This window comes from Shimazuella sp. NTD248, from assembly GCF_059510395.1.
Genome location: NZ_JCAJZT010000016.1, coordinates 1 through 15578 on the forward strand (window position 1 = coordinate 1; position 15578 = coordinate 15578).

12 protein-coding genes are annotated in these 15578 nt (G+C 43.0%); 5 read left to right on the forward strand and 7 right to left on the reverse strand.

Annotated elements, in window-relative coordinates:
* Window positions 1–982 (reverse strand): alpha-helical endospore appendage domain-containing protein (locus AC5WOE_RS19650; protein WP_496053320.1); only part of this gene is annotated, 982 nt, incomplete at its 3' end.
* Window positions 983–1420: 438 nt separating this feature from the next.
* On the opposite strand from AC5WOE_RS19650, the gene AC5WOE_RS19655 reads away from it, so the two are divergent.
* The gene (locus tag AC5WOE_RS19655; RefSeq protein WP_496051538.1) at window positions 1421–2638 is read left to right on the forward strand and encodes a M20 metallopeptidase family protein; all 1218 of its coding nucleotides are present in this window, start codon (window positions 1421–1423) and stop codon (window positions 2636–2638) included.
* Window positions 2639–2841: 203 nt separating this feature from the next.
* Here AC5WOE_RS19655 and AC5WOE_RS19660 read toward each other — a convergent pair whose 3' ends face one another.
* The 5 genes from AC5WOE_RS19660 to AC5WOE_RS19680 all read right to left on the reverse strand — a co-directional run bounded on the left by AC5WOE_RS19660 (window position 2842) and on the right by AC5WOE_RS19680 (window position 6773).
* The gene (locus tag AC5WOE_RS19660) at window positions 2842–3264 is read right to left on the reverse strand and encodes a M67 family metallopeptidase (RefSeq protein ID WP_496051539.1); all 423 of its coding nucleotides are present in this window, start codon (window positions 3262–3264) and stop codon (window positions 2842–2844) included.
* Window positions 3242–3430, reverse strand: coding sequence for a hypothetical protein (locus AC5WOE_RS19665; RefSeq protein ID WP_496051540.1), 189 nt, complete (start codon window positions 3428–3430; stop codon window positions 3242–3244). Before AC5WOE_RS19665 ends, AC5WOE_RS19660 begins: the two co-directional genes overlap by 23 nt.
* A gap of 84 nt (window positions 3431–3514) precedes the next feature.
* Window positions 3515–5125, reverse strand: coding sequence for a hypothetical protein (locus AC5WOE_RS19670; protein WP_496051541.1), 1611 nt, complete (start codon window positions 5123–5125; stop codon window positions 3515–3517).
* A 35-nt stretch (window positions 5126–5160) separates the two neighbouring features.
* Window positions 5161–5508, reverse strand: a complete 348-nt coding sequence (locus AC5WOE_RS19675) for a DUF1360 domain-containing protein (RefSeq protein ID WP_496051542.1) — start codon at window positions 5506–5508, stop codon at window positions 5161–5163.
* A gap of 23 nt (window positions 5509–5531) precedes the next feature.
* Window positions 5532–6773 carry a hypothetical protein gene (locus tag AC5WOE_RS19680; RefSeq protein WP_496051543.1) on the reverse strand — a complete coding sequence of 414 codons (1242 nt, stop codon included), beginning with the start codon at window positions 6771–6773 and terminating at the stop codon, window positions 5532–5534.
* A gap of 192 nt (window positions 6774–6965) precedes the next feature.
* Here AC5WOE_RS19680 and AC5WOE_RS19685 point away from each other — a divergent pair, with 192 nt between their 5' ends.
* The 4 genes from AC5WOE_RS19685 (at window position 6966) to wecB (ending at window position 11862) form a co-directional block, all read left to right on the forward strand.
* Complete coding sequence (locus tag AC5WOE_RS19685) at window positions 6966–8132, forward strand: BMQ_0737 family morphogenetic spore coat protein (RefSeq protein ID WP_496051544.1); 1167 nt, start codon at window positions 6966–6968, stop codon at window positions 8130–8132.
* Window positions 8133–8334: 202 nt separating this feature from the next.
* Window positions 8335–9489, forward strand: coding sequence for a BMQ_0737 family morphogenetic spore coat protein (locus tag AC5WOE_RS19690; RefSeq protein WP_496051545.1), 1155 nt, complete (start codon window positions 8335–8337; stop codon window positions 9487–9489).
* Between the two features lie 163 nt (window positions 9490–9652).
* Complete coding sequence (locus tag AC5WOE_RS19695) at window positions 9653–10606, forward strand: hypothetical protein (protein WP_496053321.1); 954 nt, start codon at window positions 9653–9655, stop codon at window positions 10604–10606.
* Between the two features lie 125 nt (window positions 10607–10731).
* Window positions 10732–11862 carry a non-hydrolyzing UDP-N-acetylglucosamine 2-epimerase gene (gene wecB / locus AC5WOE_RS19700; protein ID WP_496053322.1) on the forward strand — a complete coding sequence of 377 codons (1131 nt, stop codon included), beginning with the start codon at window positions 10732–10734 and terminating at the stop codon, window positions 11860–11862.
* Window positions 11863–12025: 163 nt separating this feature from the next.
* Here wecB and AC5WOE_RS19705 read toward each other — a convergent pair.
* Window positions 12026–15578 (reverse strand): collagen-like protein (locus AC5WOE_RS19705; protein ID WP_496053323.1); only part of this gene is annotated, 3553 nt, incomplete at its 5' end.

A 15578-nucleotide genomic window follows, 5' to 3' on the forward strand; every position in this document is an offset into this window, starting at 1 on the left:
TGGCTCCAGTCTCACCTGTGGCTCCTGTTTCTCCAGTGGCTCCGGTTTCTCCAGTGGCTCCGGTTTCTCCAGTGGCTCCGGTTTCTCCCTCTGCTCCGGTTTCTCCCTTGGCTCCGACCTCTCCAGTGGCTCCTATTTCTCCCTTTACTCCGGTTTCTCCCGTGACTCCAGCCTCTCCCTTGGCTCCAGCCTCTCCCTTGGCTCCGGTTTCTCCCTTGGCTCCCGTTTCTCCCTTGGCTCCAGCCTCTCCGGTGGCTCCAGTTTCTCCCTTGGCTCCAGTTTCTCCCTTGGCTCCCGTTTCTCCCTTGGCTCCAGTTTCTCCCTTTACTCCAGTTTCACCCGTGGCTCCGATTTCTCCCTTGGCTCCAGTCTCACCTGTGGCTCCAGTTTCTCCAGTGGCTCCGGTTTCTCCCTTTACTCCAGTTTCACCCGTGGCTCCGGTTTCTCCAGTGGCTCCAGTTTCTCCCTTGGCTCCAGTTTCTCCCTTGGCTCCCGTTTCTCCCGTGACTCCGGTTTCTCCCTTGGCTCCCGTTTCTCCCTTGGCTCCAGTCTCTCCGATGGCTTTAATTTCACTAATGAATCCTGTTTCTTCTGTGAATTCAGAGGCTCCCGCTGCTTCGGTCTCTTCGGCGGCTTCAACGGCACCTAACGTTGCATCTGTATCTCCAGTTGCATCTGTATCTCCTGTTGAACTTATGGATACAGTAGATTGCAATACATTTTTCAACTCATTTTGTAATAGCAATTCTTTTTTCGCAATTTCCCGCAGTGAAGATTGAACACTGTTATTTGCCTTTAATAAATCGCTGATTGATACTGAAACTCCGGAATCGCTTGGAAGTATGCCACGCAGAAATTCGTCATTAATGATATGGCTAAGACCAAGTTCTTCTAAGTCTACAGAAGAGAGTAACAAATTTATCGCATCTTCTCGAGTAATTGTAATAGTTCGAGTAACATTTGGTGTATTAGCTTGTGACATCATCTCAACTCCCCTAAAATAATTGGCTCTAGTTAATATATACAGAGGCATCTATAACGGAAAGGCTATTTGCCTAGTTAGGGCACCTCTCCTACATATTTTTTTCAAAAAAATCCCCCCTCATTTTGAAGCATTAATTAAGCGTTGTAGAAAAAGAAAAAAAAAGAGAAGTACACTGTGGATGAGATCCATGCGAACTTCTCTTTTAAACAAGCATTTTTCATCTGGTTATATACATAAGATGGTTGCCAAGAATGACAAATCAAATTTAATTTAGTTCATGCTGCCCTTTTTATAAAAAAATTTTAAAATGACGTTAAAGCGCGATACCCCTTGAAAATAAAGAGATATATTGACATAAGCCGTTTTATTCCTGTTTTTTGAATAAACCAAATCATTGTATAATAAAACTATTCTCTACAAAGGAATGATGAAAATATGAACCGCTTAGCACTACTTCAAAACACATCACAATCCAAGTGGTATCAATGGATGTCACGTCATTTTTATTTCATGCATCAACACCCTGAATTATCCTTTCAAGAAAGAAATACGATCCGTTATATCACCATGGTTCTTGAAAAAAATTTAGGTTTAAAAGTAAATTTATATGATATTAATGGTGAAATATTCGAAAAACCTGTTTCTTCACAAGCAATCACCGTATCGTTTGGACAGGGAGAAAGAACTGTAATTTTTACCGCTGATTTTGATGCTTTACCTATTGAAGAATCATCCATTAATTGGTATCGCTCAAAAACAAATGATACGATGCATGCTTGTGGACATGATATGCATACATCTATTTTATTGGGAATAGCTTGGTGGTTAAAAGAACACGAAGATATCCTAAACTGTCGAGTTATCCTTCTTTTTCGCCCTGCCGAAGAACTAAATGGGACTGCATTTCTAATCAAATCGGAAAAATTACTTAACTATCTCGGCAAAGATGCTGTTTGTTTTGGCCTGCATGTATATCCAGAACTACCTGCAGGTAAAATATCTACTTGTCCTGGCTTAATTAATTATTCAGCCGAATTTCTAAAAATTGAGGTGAAAGGAAAAGGAGGACATACTGCTCGACCAGAACATTCCTATAGTGCTCTTACAGTAATAGGACAAGTGCTATCACAATTACCTGAGTTTATCGCGCATGATGTTCCAGAAGCTGTTCTCGCTTTCGGTCAAATACACAGTGGCAGCAAAGGCAATATTATCCCAGAAACAGCTTGGTGTGAAGGAACATTGCGAACACCTGACTTTACGTTTCATGAAAAAGCAAAAACAGCAATCCATCGTTATGTAAAAAGTATGGAAAACGATTTTGTAAAATTGGAGTTAAAAAATAGTGGGATTCCTGCTCTTCCTCCAGTTGTGAATGACCCAATACTCGTCGAAGATTCCTATGGTATCTCTGAACATTTCCCTTGGATTGAAGTCCAGCATACGGAGTCGAGCAGAGGAGCAGACGATATCTCTTGGTTTTCTGAGTTAGGTTATCCCCTGCATTTCTTCCGCTTAGGAACCAAACCAGAACACCAACAACAAATATACGATTTGCATTCGCCACACTTTGAGGCTGATCCACGTGCCCTACTGACAGGAGTATATTTTCAACTTTATCAATTGCTCAAGTTTATGGATAAAAACGAATAAATCAATGCTATGTACCTCTCTACGAAAACAAAACTCCCAAAATAGCATGATGTTTGGCCACTGACAATAATCAGTGGTTATTTTTTACTTTGGTGTTTGTTTTCTCAATTAAACACGAAAGAAACCAGACTATAATGCACAAAGAAATATAAAAAATAACTAGCCCCCTAGTGATAGAGAAGGCTAGTGATAACCTAAGAAGTTTAGTGAATGTTATATGGTATAGGTGTCACCTTACCTTGCCGAATACGAAAGCAAGCAACTTCTGGTTTTATTTGAAATAATGAAACAATCACATAAACTGCTTCAGGATAATTGGCATAGATCACATCTTGTGGTGATGGATAAGGTGCAGCAGTAGGATGGGAATGATAAATCCCTACTAGCTGTTCTCCTTTTTCTTTCATTTGTTTAAATGTTATCTCGAGCTGACCCATATCCATTTGAAAAGCATCGGGACTGCGTAAAATATTCTTCATAGGCCAGAAGGTACTAGCCACATTATGGTTACCAGACAACAGACCACATGCTTCAAAAGGTTTTTGCTCCATACAATGGGATGTCATAGAGCTAAACACATGTGGAAAAAAAGTAAAACAGCGATTAGTCTGTTGCTCTCTTCCCACAACAACCGCCTCGGCGTTGCGGTTGTTGATTGGCCCTCCCTTGAGACGGTTGTTGTATAGGACGAACTAATTTATTTTGATCAGAGTTTGAAGCTGCTTCATTCCAAGGTTGCCCATTTCTTCTTGATGGACGAAAGTTTTGCCACTGGATAAATCGAGGATCCATAAAATATCTCCTTTCTACAATAGCCAATATATTCGGTATTATCATATTCGAATTTATTCCAGACGTGCTGTATATCTGTAGAAATTAGTCATCCGTTTCCTTTTTTAATGGTTCCCTGTAATTACTTTCATAAGGTACTTGATGGTTGCGTAGAAACTTACCATTTTGATCTGGATCTGTTTGAAATTCTGGTGGCAGTTGCTGGATTGTTATTGGGGCTTTCTTGTTAGTGACGTTACCAGATATAGGATGGGCTGTATGATTAGCTGTGATTGCTTTCTCTAGTTTCAATGGCTCCTCCTTCGTTTTCTCATCCAGCAACAAAGCCTCTTCTTTTTGAGGATCTTCTTGGCTAAGTTGCTCCAGTTGTTTTTGAAAGGCAGAAGTGAGCAGCTTAATCTGATAAGCCATACTTTCTTTTTCTTGAACTAATTGTTTTTCCTTTTCTTTTACATCATTTTCAAGTTTCCTTTTTTCTCTCTCAAGCGTTTTCGTCTGTTCCTCTTGTTCCTTTTTATTCTCCTGGAAAATTTCATTTTTTTGTTTCAATTTACTGATTTGTTCTTGATTCGCAGCAGATTCTAACCGTAATTTCTCAATCGTTTGTTCTTTTTCATCAAGAAGTTGTCTTAGCTCCTTTACTTTTTCTGTGTAATTCTGTGTGATTTGCTCCAATTGCTTGTTTTTTTTCTCATATGAATGAGCTTCTAACCGTAAATACCCAATCATTTGTTCTTTTTCATCAAGATGTTGTCTTAGCTCTGTTGCTTTTTCTGCGTAATTCTGTTCGATTTGCTCCAATTGCTTGTTTTTTTTCTCATATGAATGAGCTTCTGACCGTAATTGCCCAATCGTTTGTTCTTTTTCGTCAAGATGTTGTCTTAGCTCCGTTACTTTTTCTGTATAATCCTGTTCGATTTGCTTCAATTGCTTGTTTTTATTCTCATGAGAATAAGCTTCTGATTGTAACTGCTCAATCGTTTGTTCTCTTTCATCAAGATGTTGTCGCAGCTCCGTTACTTTTTCTGTGTAATCCTGTTCGATTTGCTCCAATCGTTTGATTTTTCTCTCATGAGAATTAGCTTCTGATCGTAATTGCCCAATCGTTTGTTCTTTTTCATCAAGAAGTTGTCGCAGCTCCGTTACATTTTCTGCGTAATTCTGTTCGATTTGCTCCAATTGTTTGATTTTTCTCTCATAAGAATTAGCTTCTGATCGTAATTGTCCAATCGTTTGCTCATTCGTTTGCAGGAGTTGCTCTATATTATTTTCTTTTTGAATGCTTTCTTTTTGTATACTTTCTCTTTGTATGCTTTTTATTTGCCCTTGTCTTTGATAAGCCTTTATTTCTTTTAATAATGTTTCTATTTGTCGTTCTTTTTGTTGCAGTGATTGCCGTAATTTTGTCTCATTCTCCTGTAAATCGTTGATCTCCTCATGCTTCTCGGTTCCTAATTCCTTAGCTGTACTCAAAGCTTGCCTTAATTCATACTCTTTTTCTTCGTAATGCGCTGTTATCTCATCCAATTGTTTTGCATATCTTCCTTCTAGAGTTCGATATTTTTCTAATAGCCGCCCCATTTTAGCATGTTGATACTTATACTTTTCTATTTTCGCTTCATATGCCTGATTTATATGCTGTAATTGAAGCATTTTCTTTTTATACATTTCACTTGCATTTCTTTTTTCATTCATCGTTTTCTCACCTCAATATACTTTATTCTTCTCTGTTAACCAAAATACAATTTTGATTCAATAAATGCAGCAGCTCCCGCAATTGCTAAGACAAGATGGAGGGGATAAGAAGCTGGAAACCATAGGTATAAGAAAAAAAGCAAAGCTGATGACCAAATTCCGACACACCAATGGCAACTTAAAAATAAACCCACAGTATGACGCCATCCTGTGCCTATAATATGGATTTTTCTTACAACTTGACCAGAATCATCTGGCTCATAAGTAACTTTGACAAATGGCTCTCGGATGATAGACGTTATTTCGTCAAAGACAATGAGATGAGTAAACCGAAAAGATGCAAGAACAAAAATGAGAAACTGAAACCATGAAAATTCCAACAAATGGGTCCCTCCTCGAAAGAAATTTAGGTAAACGAAAGGGCGATTTTATTCGTTGCTGGATACTGGAAATTTAGCCCTTTATAGTGTACGGAACCTTCAATCATAATGTCTCCACTACTATCACGGGGAATGGATAACTGAAAATTAGGAAATAGAATAGTTTCACCAGGGTTAACGATTAAGGCTTGCATCGACTTTACCCAATACTCCCCTAACTCTTTTACTTTATTACGCCAATCTTCATCTACATATGTCCATCCAACCGCACTGTCTCCTGAAAAACTTTGAACGCCAACGGTATCCGTCATTTTAGGCGGGATGATTTGACCTTTTAGTTTTATATGGGAAGAAGGGGGGACTTGAATGCAAATATGGGGATCTGGCAGAGCACCCATACCTGTATTTTTGAGAAACATATTTCCTAAAACCAAATAATCATCCTCCTCCGAAGTTGGAAAAACAATTTGGTAATCAAAGCATACTTCCATCCGAAAAGGTGGAATGGCCACAGGATTTGCTGTAATGTTCCCTGTCTTTTGTGGTGAAACTTCTGTGTGTTGGGCTTGATCCTTTTTCTTCTGTGGTTCTGCTGGAACCGATGGAGGGAGAGAACTTCTTTCTTCTTTTGGAAAAAGCAATTTCATCGAATCGAGAGGCAGAAATGGTAGAAATGAGAAAACATTTTCTTCAGCACATCCTCTGAGTAATGCAGAGGCCAAAATAAGGCTGATTTTTTCCTCCATGTCCCTTTCCATTCCTTGCGATTTGGGTAATCTACTGCGAAGTTCCAAGATAGGAATAGGGGATTTTTTGTCTTCTTCTTTAAGCCGTGCAATAATTTCATGTTTTTGGCATTCTTCCGCCAACATCTCTGCCCATTTTTTCGCTATTAACCCTTCACTATGAGAAATCATAAATTTTGGACTTGAGGTTGTAGGTTTGTCACTCATATAAGATTTTAGTTTAACCATTATTTCTCCATCATCTGGAAGAGATGACTTCGCCTGTAATACTGTTACTTGGATACCTGTACAGCTAAGGAACTCTTTGGTTGTGTCCAGCATAAAAGTATGACTATCGTTTTGTTTCATTGGCATGAGATATACTTTTTTTCCTTGAAACACAGAGGCGAGGTGAAGTATTTTTTCCCGTTGGTTCCATTTCGTTTGAAAACCTATCTGTTCGCAAAACAATTGAAAAATAGGTAGAGAATGAAAAGGTAACTGTCCCTTATTTTCGTTGTCGTAATATATCTTCCAGTCCATAGACATCCTCCTGTCTTTATCGCTATATCAGAAATAGTTTATGAACCGGAATAGAAGAAAAGTAACAATTTAAAAAACTTTTCTCCCATTATAAGCAATAGATTTTTATGAAAATTGGACTTTTGCCTAAAGCGATCCTTACTTGTTTTGCGTATATATACGTTGAAAGTTATTACTACCTAAGGGGGGTAAATGGAAATTATGGTTAGACCAATACGAGGCTCTCAGGTCACACCACCAGTTCCAAATAATGTTCAGGCTGAGTGTATCTGCGTTCCCAAAGTATATGATTTTGTGGTCTTTACAGAGGACATCAATGCTACGATACCACTACCTGCGACACCACCAGCAGGATGTCCGACTACCGTAACCGATATTTTTTGTTCGTTGACAGGTGTAACTTCCTTTTTTCCAATAAGCTGTGAAACAAATGGGGTTTGTACTGTTCTCGACCGTCGCCCTATTAACATCGACGGGGTAAACGCAGCTTTAGTCAAATTAAGACAGGATATCCCAGTGGATGTCACCCTTACCGGGACAGATGCTTTAGGAAATCCTGCTACTTGTACGATTCCTTTGACAGTACCTTTTGTTCGCCAAGTGGTATTGTGTTTCCCGCCTGAGTTTACAAATGACAACCTAGTTTGCCGGATTATCAGTGGAGATTGTGTCATCACCACTCCTCCACCAGTTGGAGGTATTCCATTCCCTGCTTCTGTTGGAGTCGAGCTCAATATATGCAAAGAAATTCAAGTATTGGCTGCGGTAAAATTAGAAGTCTTAGCGAAGTTCTGTTCGCCACGTGCTCCAATCGAAGTTCCAGTAACTACCGCTTGTCCAACGCTTACATTCCCACAGCAATGTGACTTCTTCCCACAACCTAACTGTGATTGTGAGAGCTCCTTTAATTCACCAAATGCTCCAGTACCAACCTCAGTTGGCGTAGTTCTAAATGGTTTAACAATAGCTGCTGGTACCGCTTCTCTTGTAGGGAACGTCTGTAATGGCTGTGCGGAAATTAACACAAATATTAATTTCACCTTTACGGATACAGATGGTCTTCCTCCAAACAACAGCTTTACTTTCACCGCCAACTCCTTCCTATCTGAAACTTGTACCTTCTTATTAGGAGTAGGAACACAAGTAATAACTGGTCAAGGTACAGTAGTAACTGCGCTTGGAGATACCATACCTGTAACGTATTTACTAACATTGGTTGATGCAGGTGCATTAGACAGCTATGTCTTGACGTTATTAAGTGTCTCTCCTGGATTATTTGCAGCAGTTGCAACGTCTATCGACATCGGCAACTCTATCATTATTCAGGATTGTACTGGATTCCCTACTACAACAACGTAACCATGCTTCATCTACACAGGCTGTTGGTCATACACCAACAGCTATTTTTTATTTTTATGATAAACATAACTCAGCTACATACAAAAATAGATTTAATTGATTAATTAATAAAAAAATATCGAATATACATGATACATATACCCAATGAATCATCGACTAAAAAAGTCCATCTTAAAGTAAATAAGGAGGAGGAAAGAACACTATGATCAAACCAATAAGAGGCTCTCAGGTCACTCCGCCTATTCCAAATAATGTCCAAACGGAATGCATCTGTGTGCCTAAAGTATACGACTTTGTGCTCTTAACAGAAGATATTAATACAACCGTACCATTACCTGCAAAACACCCTGCCGAATGTCCAACCACTGTTACAGATATTACCTGCACATTAATAACGGAACAATTTTTTCCTATCACTTGTGTTACCAATGGAGTTTGTACCATACTTGATCGTCGTCCCATTAACATCGATGGAGTCAGTGCAGCTTTAGTGAAATTGAGACAAGACATCCCTGTTGATATAACCTTTACTGGTACCGATGAGTATGGCAATCCTGCTACTTGTACGATTCCTTTGACAGTGCCATTTGTTCGCCAAGTTGTATTGTGTTTTCCACCGGAGTTTACAAATGACAACCTTATTTGTCGGATTATCGGTGGAGATTGTGTCATCACCACTCCACCACCAGTTTGCGGTATCCCATTTCCAGCATCTGTAGGAATCGAACTCAATATATGTAAAGAAATTCAAGTAATTGCCGCAGTAAAATTAGAAGTTTTGGCGAAATTCTGCTCACCGCGTGCGCCAATCGAAATACCTGTTACTTCCGTTTGTCCGCCAACTTTGTTCCCACAGCAATGTGATTTCTTTCCACAACCTAATTGTGATTGCGAGAGTTCCTTTAATTCTCCAAATGCTCCAATTCCTTCCTCGGTTGGCTTAGTTCTAAATGGATTTGCTATAAGTGCTGGTACAGCTGCACTTGTTGGAAATGTATGCAACGGTTGTGCGGAAATCAATACAAACATTCGATTTACCTTCACAGATACAGATGCAGTTCCACCAAATAATAGCTTTACTTTTACTGCGAACTCCTTTACTTCCGAAACTTGCACCGTCCTTTTAGGAATAGGAACACAAGTAGTATCCGGTCAAGGTACTGTCGTAACTGCAGGTGGAGATACCATACCTGTAACGTATTTGCTAACATTAGTTGATGCAGGTGCAGTAGATAGCTATGTCTTGACCTTATTAAGTGTTTCTCCTGGATTATTTGCAGCAGTTGCAACTTCCGTTGACATCGGGAACGCTATTATTATTCAAGACTGTAATGCATTCCCTTCTCCAACGACGTAATTCAATGCTTCACCCTACATAAGCTGTTGATCTCAATCAGAATCAACAGCTTTTTAATTTAGGTAAGACCGAGATTTTGATTTACTTTAACAAATACATAGATGTATGCATAGCATATATATGATAAATGGAGTTATAAATAACAAAGAAAGGACTTGTCTAAATGGGATTTTGGAACTGGAAAAAACGCGAAGACAAAGATCAAATCATTGACAAGTGCAAAAAAAAGGAACAGGAATACCGATTGGAACTGGAACAAAAAAATAAACTTATTGTGCAATATATTGAAAAAGAACAAAAATACCTACAAGATCAAAATCAAGATAAACAAACCATCCAAGAACTTCAAAAAAAATTGGCAGAATATGAACAAAAGGAAAAAGAAGCAACTGGAGATTCCCTCATAAAACAACAGTTGATTGATGATCTTAAACAAGAAATAAACGAACACGAACAAATAACGATCTCTTTTAAAGAAAGTACAGATGAAAAACAACAAACCATAGATCAATTAAAACAAAAGATCAAAAAATACGAAGAGGATATCGCTGAATTACAAAGGAGTCTAGCAACTAAGCAATTATTAATCGAACAATTAGAAAAGAAAATTACCGAACATGAAAAAACCATCTCAGAACATAAGGAAAACCTAGAAGAAAAACAACAAATACACATCCAATTGAAACAAAAAATCACAACACAGGAGGAAACAATCACAAGTTTAAAAGAAGATTTACAAACAAAGCAACAATTAATCGAAGAATCAAAACAAAAGATCGCAGAATACGAACAAAAACCCCAAGAAGAACAAATCGATAAACAGGAAAAGATTCAGCAGCTTGAACAAAAGATCGCAGAATATAAAAAAAGAGAACTTGAATATCAAAATAACTTAAAAGCATTGCAAAAAAGCATTCAATCCATACCGAAGAAACGCCAAGAAATTGCTACAGATGGACATTTTAAAACAATGGATCGAATATCGAAAAAATTAACAAATGAGCAGGCTAAAACAACTTCTATGCCCCAATCTTCTCAAACTCCAAAAAAATATTTCCCTCAACAACAGGCTTCTCAATCGGTGGAATTTAACCCTTTTAAGCGTGGACCAAGATAAATCAAAAAGCTATTCCTTTTTTAAAGAAGGAATGGCTTTTTGATTCGAGAAGAAGCATGACTTTAATCATAGGTTTCATGTCCTAAACATAAAAATAGAAAAAATTGTTGAAAAAGAGGGTGCTTATGCTCCGTATTCTTGTTGTTTTTGGAACAAGGCCAGAAGCAATTAAGATGGCTCCACTTATCAATAAATTGCAACGTCATGCTGAGATTGAGACATTTATTTGTGTAACTTCTCAACATAAGCAAATGCTAAAGCAAGTATTACAAGCATTTGATTTGACACCCGATTTTGATCTAAAAGTGATGACAAATAACCAGACTTTAAGCGAAATTACAATTCGAGTACTTCAAGGAATGGAAACCGTATTAATTCAATTAAAACCTGATTTGGTTTTGGTGCATGGTGATACAACTACTACTTTCTCTGTTAGCCTTGCATCCGTTTATCAGCAAATAAAAGTGGGACATGTGGAAGCTGGAATGCGAACTCACCAAAAGTATCTCCCTTACCCAGAAGAGTTAAATCGCCGATTAGTAGGGAGTTTAGCTGACCTGCACTTTGCTCCCACCGATAAAGAAGCTAATTATTTATATCGAGAAGGAATATCAAAAGACTCCATATACATAACAGGAAATACCGCAATTGATGCGCTAAGTATGACAATTGAAAAAAAATACGATCACCCGTTGGCCAAACAAATCCAAGGAAAAAAAGTGATTTTAATAACAGCTCATCGCAGAGAAAATCTAGGTGAGCCAATGGATAACATGTTTCGAGCTATTCGTCGGTTAGTAGAAACTCACTCTGATGTAGTTGCTGTATTTCCGATTCATTTAAACCCCATCATCCAAAAGAAAGCAAATTCTATCCTTCGTCATCATCCCAGAATACTGTTGATCGATCCTCTCGATGTGATTGATTTTCATAATATCGCCGCACATTCTTACTTGATTTTAACAGATTCGGGAGGAATCCAAGAAGAAGCACCAACTTTGCAGGTTCCTGTTCTAGTGATGCGTGATGTCACAGAAAGACCAGAAGTAGTAAATGCAGGAGCAGCTAAACTGGTTGGAACAGATGAAAATATAATCTTTGAAGAGGGAAGTCATTTAATAAAAGATAAAAATGCATATCAATCCATGATCGGAATAAAAAATCCATATGGAGATGGGAATGCATCAAAACGCATCGTACAAGGGATATTGCACCATTACAAGTTGTCTAACCATCCACCATCTCCCTTTCAGTAAGTGAGGTTGAATTTCAAACGTGATGATATATTAACCAATACCCACTAGTCTCGATTCTTCTCTAGTCAGGTCGTATGTGAGGTACAATTCATCAGTAGTTCGTCCATCGACAAAAGATCATCAAAGGCACTTCTGAATCCTTTATCAGAAGTGCCTTTTGATGCTATCCGATTCTCAATGCATTAATATCAGTGTTTAATCCAACAAGAGAAATGACGTTACTTTGGCTGTTAACGATCGCTCTAACTTGAACATTAATCGTACCTGTTGCGGCTACATTGAACCCAGTAATTTCTGCTATTGGCCTCCTATAAGTAGAAGCATTTGTAAATGATGTGTTAAAGGTTCGAGTGTTTATCAATGTCGAATCTGCATAGAACCTCAAAGAATAACTAATAGTAGAATTCGCAGTAGTAATAAATTCTATAGTAGAAGCATAAGAAAGTTGAAGTGTCTGTCCTGCTGTTACTGGAACAGCTAATGTTCCCAACACAGTTTCAGTTGGTGGGGTAACAGGAACAGCAATTGGCCCAGGTGTAGTGTTAAATAGAAACAAAACAGATGTTCCTGCTGTTCCCGTTGCACCGGCGGCTCCAGTCGTTCCCGTACTTCCAGTATTTCCTGTGGCTCCTATGCTTCCGGCTGTTCCTGTGCTTCCGGTTGATCCAGTAGATCCAGTATTTCCGGTATTTCCTGTGGCTCCTATGCTTCCCGCTGGTCCTGTACTTCCAGTCGCTCCTGTAGCTCCTGTAGTTCCCGTACTTCCAGTGGCTCCTATGCTTCCCGCTGGTCCTGTGGTTCCAGTCACTCCTGTAGCTCCGGTAATTCCCGTACTTCCGGTGGCTCCTATGCTTCCCACTGGTCCTGTGGTTCCGATCGATCCTGTAGCTCCTGTCGTTCCCGTACTTCCTGTATTTCCAGTGGCTCCTATGCTTCCCGCTGGTCCGGTGCTTCCGGTTGATCCCGTAGCTCCTGTCGTTCCCGTACTTCCGGTGCTTCCAGTGGCTCCTATGCTTCCGGCTGTTCCGGTACTTCCGGTCGCTCCAGTCGCCCCCGTACTTCCCGTACTTCCGGTGCTTCCAGTGGCTCCTATACTTCCGGCTGTTCCGGTACTTCCGGTCGCTCCTGTACTTCCCGTACTTCCGGTGCTTCCAGTGGCTCCTATACTTCCGGCTGTTCCGGTGCTTCCGATCGCTCCAGTCGCCCCCGTACTTCCTGTATTTCCGGTGACTCCTATGCTTCCGGCTATTCCGGTGCTTCCAGTCGCTCCAGTCACTCCCGTGGCTCCGGTGGATCCTGTGCTTCCCGTCACTCCATCTGCTCCGGCTGCACCGGTGCTTCCCGTCATTCCCGTACTTCCGGTCACTCCAGTGGCTCCCGTCACTCCATCCGCTCCAGCTGCACCGGTGCTTCCCGTCGTTCCCGTACTTCCGGTCACTCCGGTGGCTCCCGTCACTCCATCCGCTCCAGCTGCACCGGTGCTTCCCGTCGTTCCCGTACTTCCGGTCACTCCGGTGGCTCCCGTCACTCCATCCGCTCCAGCTGCACCGGTGCTTCCCGTCGTTCCTGTACTTCCGGTCACTCCGGCGGCTCCCGTCACTCCATCCGCTCCAGCTGCACCGGTGCTTCCCGTCGTTCCCGTACTTCCGGTCACTCCAGTGGCTCCGGTGGATCCGGTAGTTCCGGTTTCTCCGGTGGCTCCAGTGGTTCCGGTGACTCCAGTACTTCCGGTGGCTCCAGTACTTCCGGTGGCTCCAGTACTTCCGGTGGCTCCAGTACTTCCGGTGGCTCCGGTGGCTCCGGTGGCTCCAGTTTCCCCTGTAGTTCCGGTGGCTCCAGTTTCTCCTGTAGTTCCGGTGGCTCCGGTGGCTCCTGTACTTCCGGTGGCTCCGGTGGCTCCCGTCACTCCATCCGCTCCAGCTGCACCGGTGCTTCCCGTTGTTCCCGTACTTCCGGTCACTCCATCTGCTCCGGCTGCACCGGTGCTTCCCGTCACGCCCGTACTCCCGGTCACTCCAGTGGCTCCAGTGGTTCCGGTGACTCCGGTGGTTCCAGTGGCTCCAGTGGCTCCGGTAGTTCCGGTTTCTCCGGTGGCTCCAGTGGTTCCGGTGACTCCAGTACTTCCGGTGGCTCCAGTACTTCCGGTGGCTCCGGTGGCTCCAGTACTTCCGGTGGCTCCGGTAGTTCCGGTTTCTCCGGTGGCTCCCGTGATTCCGGTGACTCCGGTGGTTCCAGTGGCTCCAGTGGCTCCCGTTACTCCGATGGCTCCCGTATTTCCGGTTTCTCCGGTGGCTCCGGTAGTTCCGGTAGTTCCGGTAGTTCCGGTTTCTCCGGTGGCTCCCGTATTTCCGGTTTTTCCGGTGGCTCCAGTGGTTCCGGTGGCTCCAGTGGTTCCGGTGGCTCCAGTACTTCCGGTTTCCCCTGTAGTTCCCGTTACTCCGGTGGCTCCGGTAGTTCCGGTGGCTCCGGTGGCTCCGGTAGTTCCGGTGGCTCCGGTAGTTCCAGTTTCTCCAGTGGCTCCCGTGGCTCCGGTAGTTCCGGTGGCTCCGGTAGTTCCGGTAGTTCCGGTTGCTCCGGTGGCTCCAGTGGCTCCCGTTACTCCAGTGGATCCCGTTACTCCAGTGGCTCCGGCGGCTCCAGTTTCTCCGGTGGCTCCGGTAGTTCCGGTGGCTCCGGTTTCTCCGGTGGCTCCAGTGGTTCCGGTGGCTCCAGTACTTCCGGTGGCTCCAGTACTTCCGATGGCTCCAGTACTTCCGGTGGCTCCAGTACTTCCGGTGGCTCCAGTACTTCCGGTTTCCCCTGTAGTTCCAGTGGCTCCCGTTACTCCGGTGGCCCCCGTATTTCCGGTTTCTCCGGTAGTTCCCGTTACTCCGGTGGCTCCGGTAGTTCCGGTTGCTCCGATAGTTCCAGTTTCTCCGGTGGCTCCCGTGGCTCCGGTAGTTCCGATGGCTCCAGTAGTTCCAGTTTCTCCGGTGGCTCCCGTGGCTCCGGTAGTTCCGGTTGCTCCGGTAGTTCCTGTGGCTCCGGTGGCTCCGGTTTCTCCGGTGGCTCCAGTGGTTCCGGTGGCTCCAGTACTTCCGGTGGCTCCAGTACTTCCGGTGGCTCCAGTACTTCCGGTGGCTCCCGTTACTCCGGTGGCCCCCGTATTTCCGGTTTCTCCGGTAGTTCCCGTTACTCCGGTGGCTCCGGTAGTTCCGGTTGCTCCGGTAGTTCCAGTTTCTCCGGTAGTTCCGGTGGCTCCGGTAGTTCCGGTTTCTCCGGTAGTTCCCGTTACTCCGGTGGCTCCTGTTACTCCGGTGGCTCCGGTAGTTCCGGTGGCTCCGGTAGTTCCGGTTTCCCCTGTAGTTCCGATGGCTCCGGTAGTTCCCGTTACTCCGGTGGCTCCCGTATTTCCGGTTTCTCCGGTGGCTCCTGTTACTCCGGTGGCTCCTGTTACTCCGGTGGCTCCTGTTACTCCGGTGGCTCCAGTAGTTCCGGTGGCTCCAGTTGACGCACCGGTATTACCCACAGGACCTGTTGAGCCTGTTACTCCTGTTACTCCTGTTGCTCCAGTTGGACCAGTTAATCCTCTTGGACCTATTGTTCCCGTTAGACCGGTCGGACCTGTGCTTCCAGTTGCTCCGATTGAACCTGTCGGACCAGTTAATCCTCTTGGACCTATTGCTCCCGTTGGACCGGTCGGGCCTGTGCTTCCAGTTGCTCCGGTTGAACCTGTC

Bases quoted from the DNA above. Each gene is read 5' to 3' on its own strand.
- AC5WOE_RS19680 (WP_496051543.1), bottom strand. From the start codon at position 6,773: ATGGACTGGAAGATATATTACGACAACGAAAATAAGGGACAGTTACCT.
- AC5WOE_RS19665 (WP_496051540.1), bottom strand. From the start codon at position 3,430: ATGGATCCTCGATTTATCCAGTGGCAAAACTTTCGTCCATCAAGAAGA.
- AC5WOE_RS19655 (WP_496051538.1), top strand. From the start codon at position 1,421: ATGAACCGCTTAGCACTACTTCAAAACACATCACAATCCAAGTGGTAT.
- wecB (WP_496053322.1), top strand. From the start codon at position 10,732: ATGCTCCGTATTCTTGTTGTTTTTGGAACAAGGCCAGAAGCAATTAAG.
- AC5WOE_RS19695 (WP_496053321.1), top strand. From the start codon at position 9,653: ATGGGATTTTGGAACTGGAAAAAACGCGAAGACAAAGATCAAATCATT.
- AC5WOE_RS19670 (WP_496051541.1), bottom strand. From the start codon at position 5,125: ATGAATGAAAAAAGAAATGCAAGTGAAATGTATAAAAAGAAAATGCTT.
- AC5WOE_RS19690 (WP_496051545.1), top strand. From the start codon at position 8,335: ATGATCAAACCAATAAGAGGCTCTCAGGTCACTCCGCCTATTCCAAAT.
- AC5WOE_RS19685 (WP_496051544.1), top strand. From the start codon at position 6,966: ATGGAAATTATGGTTAGACCAATACGAGGCTCTCAGGTCACACCACCA.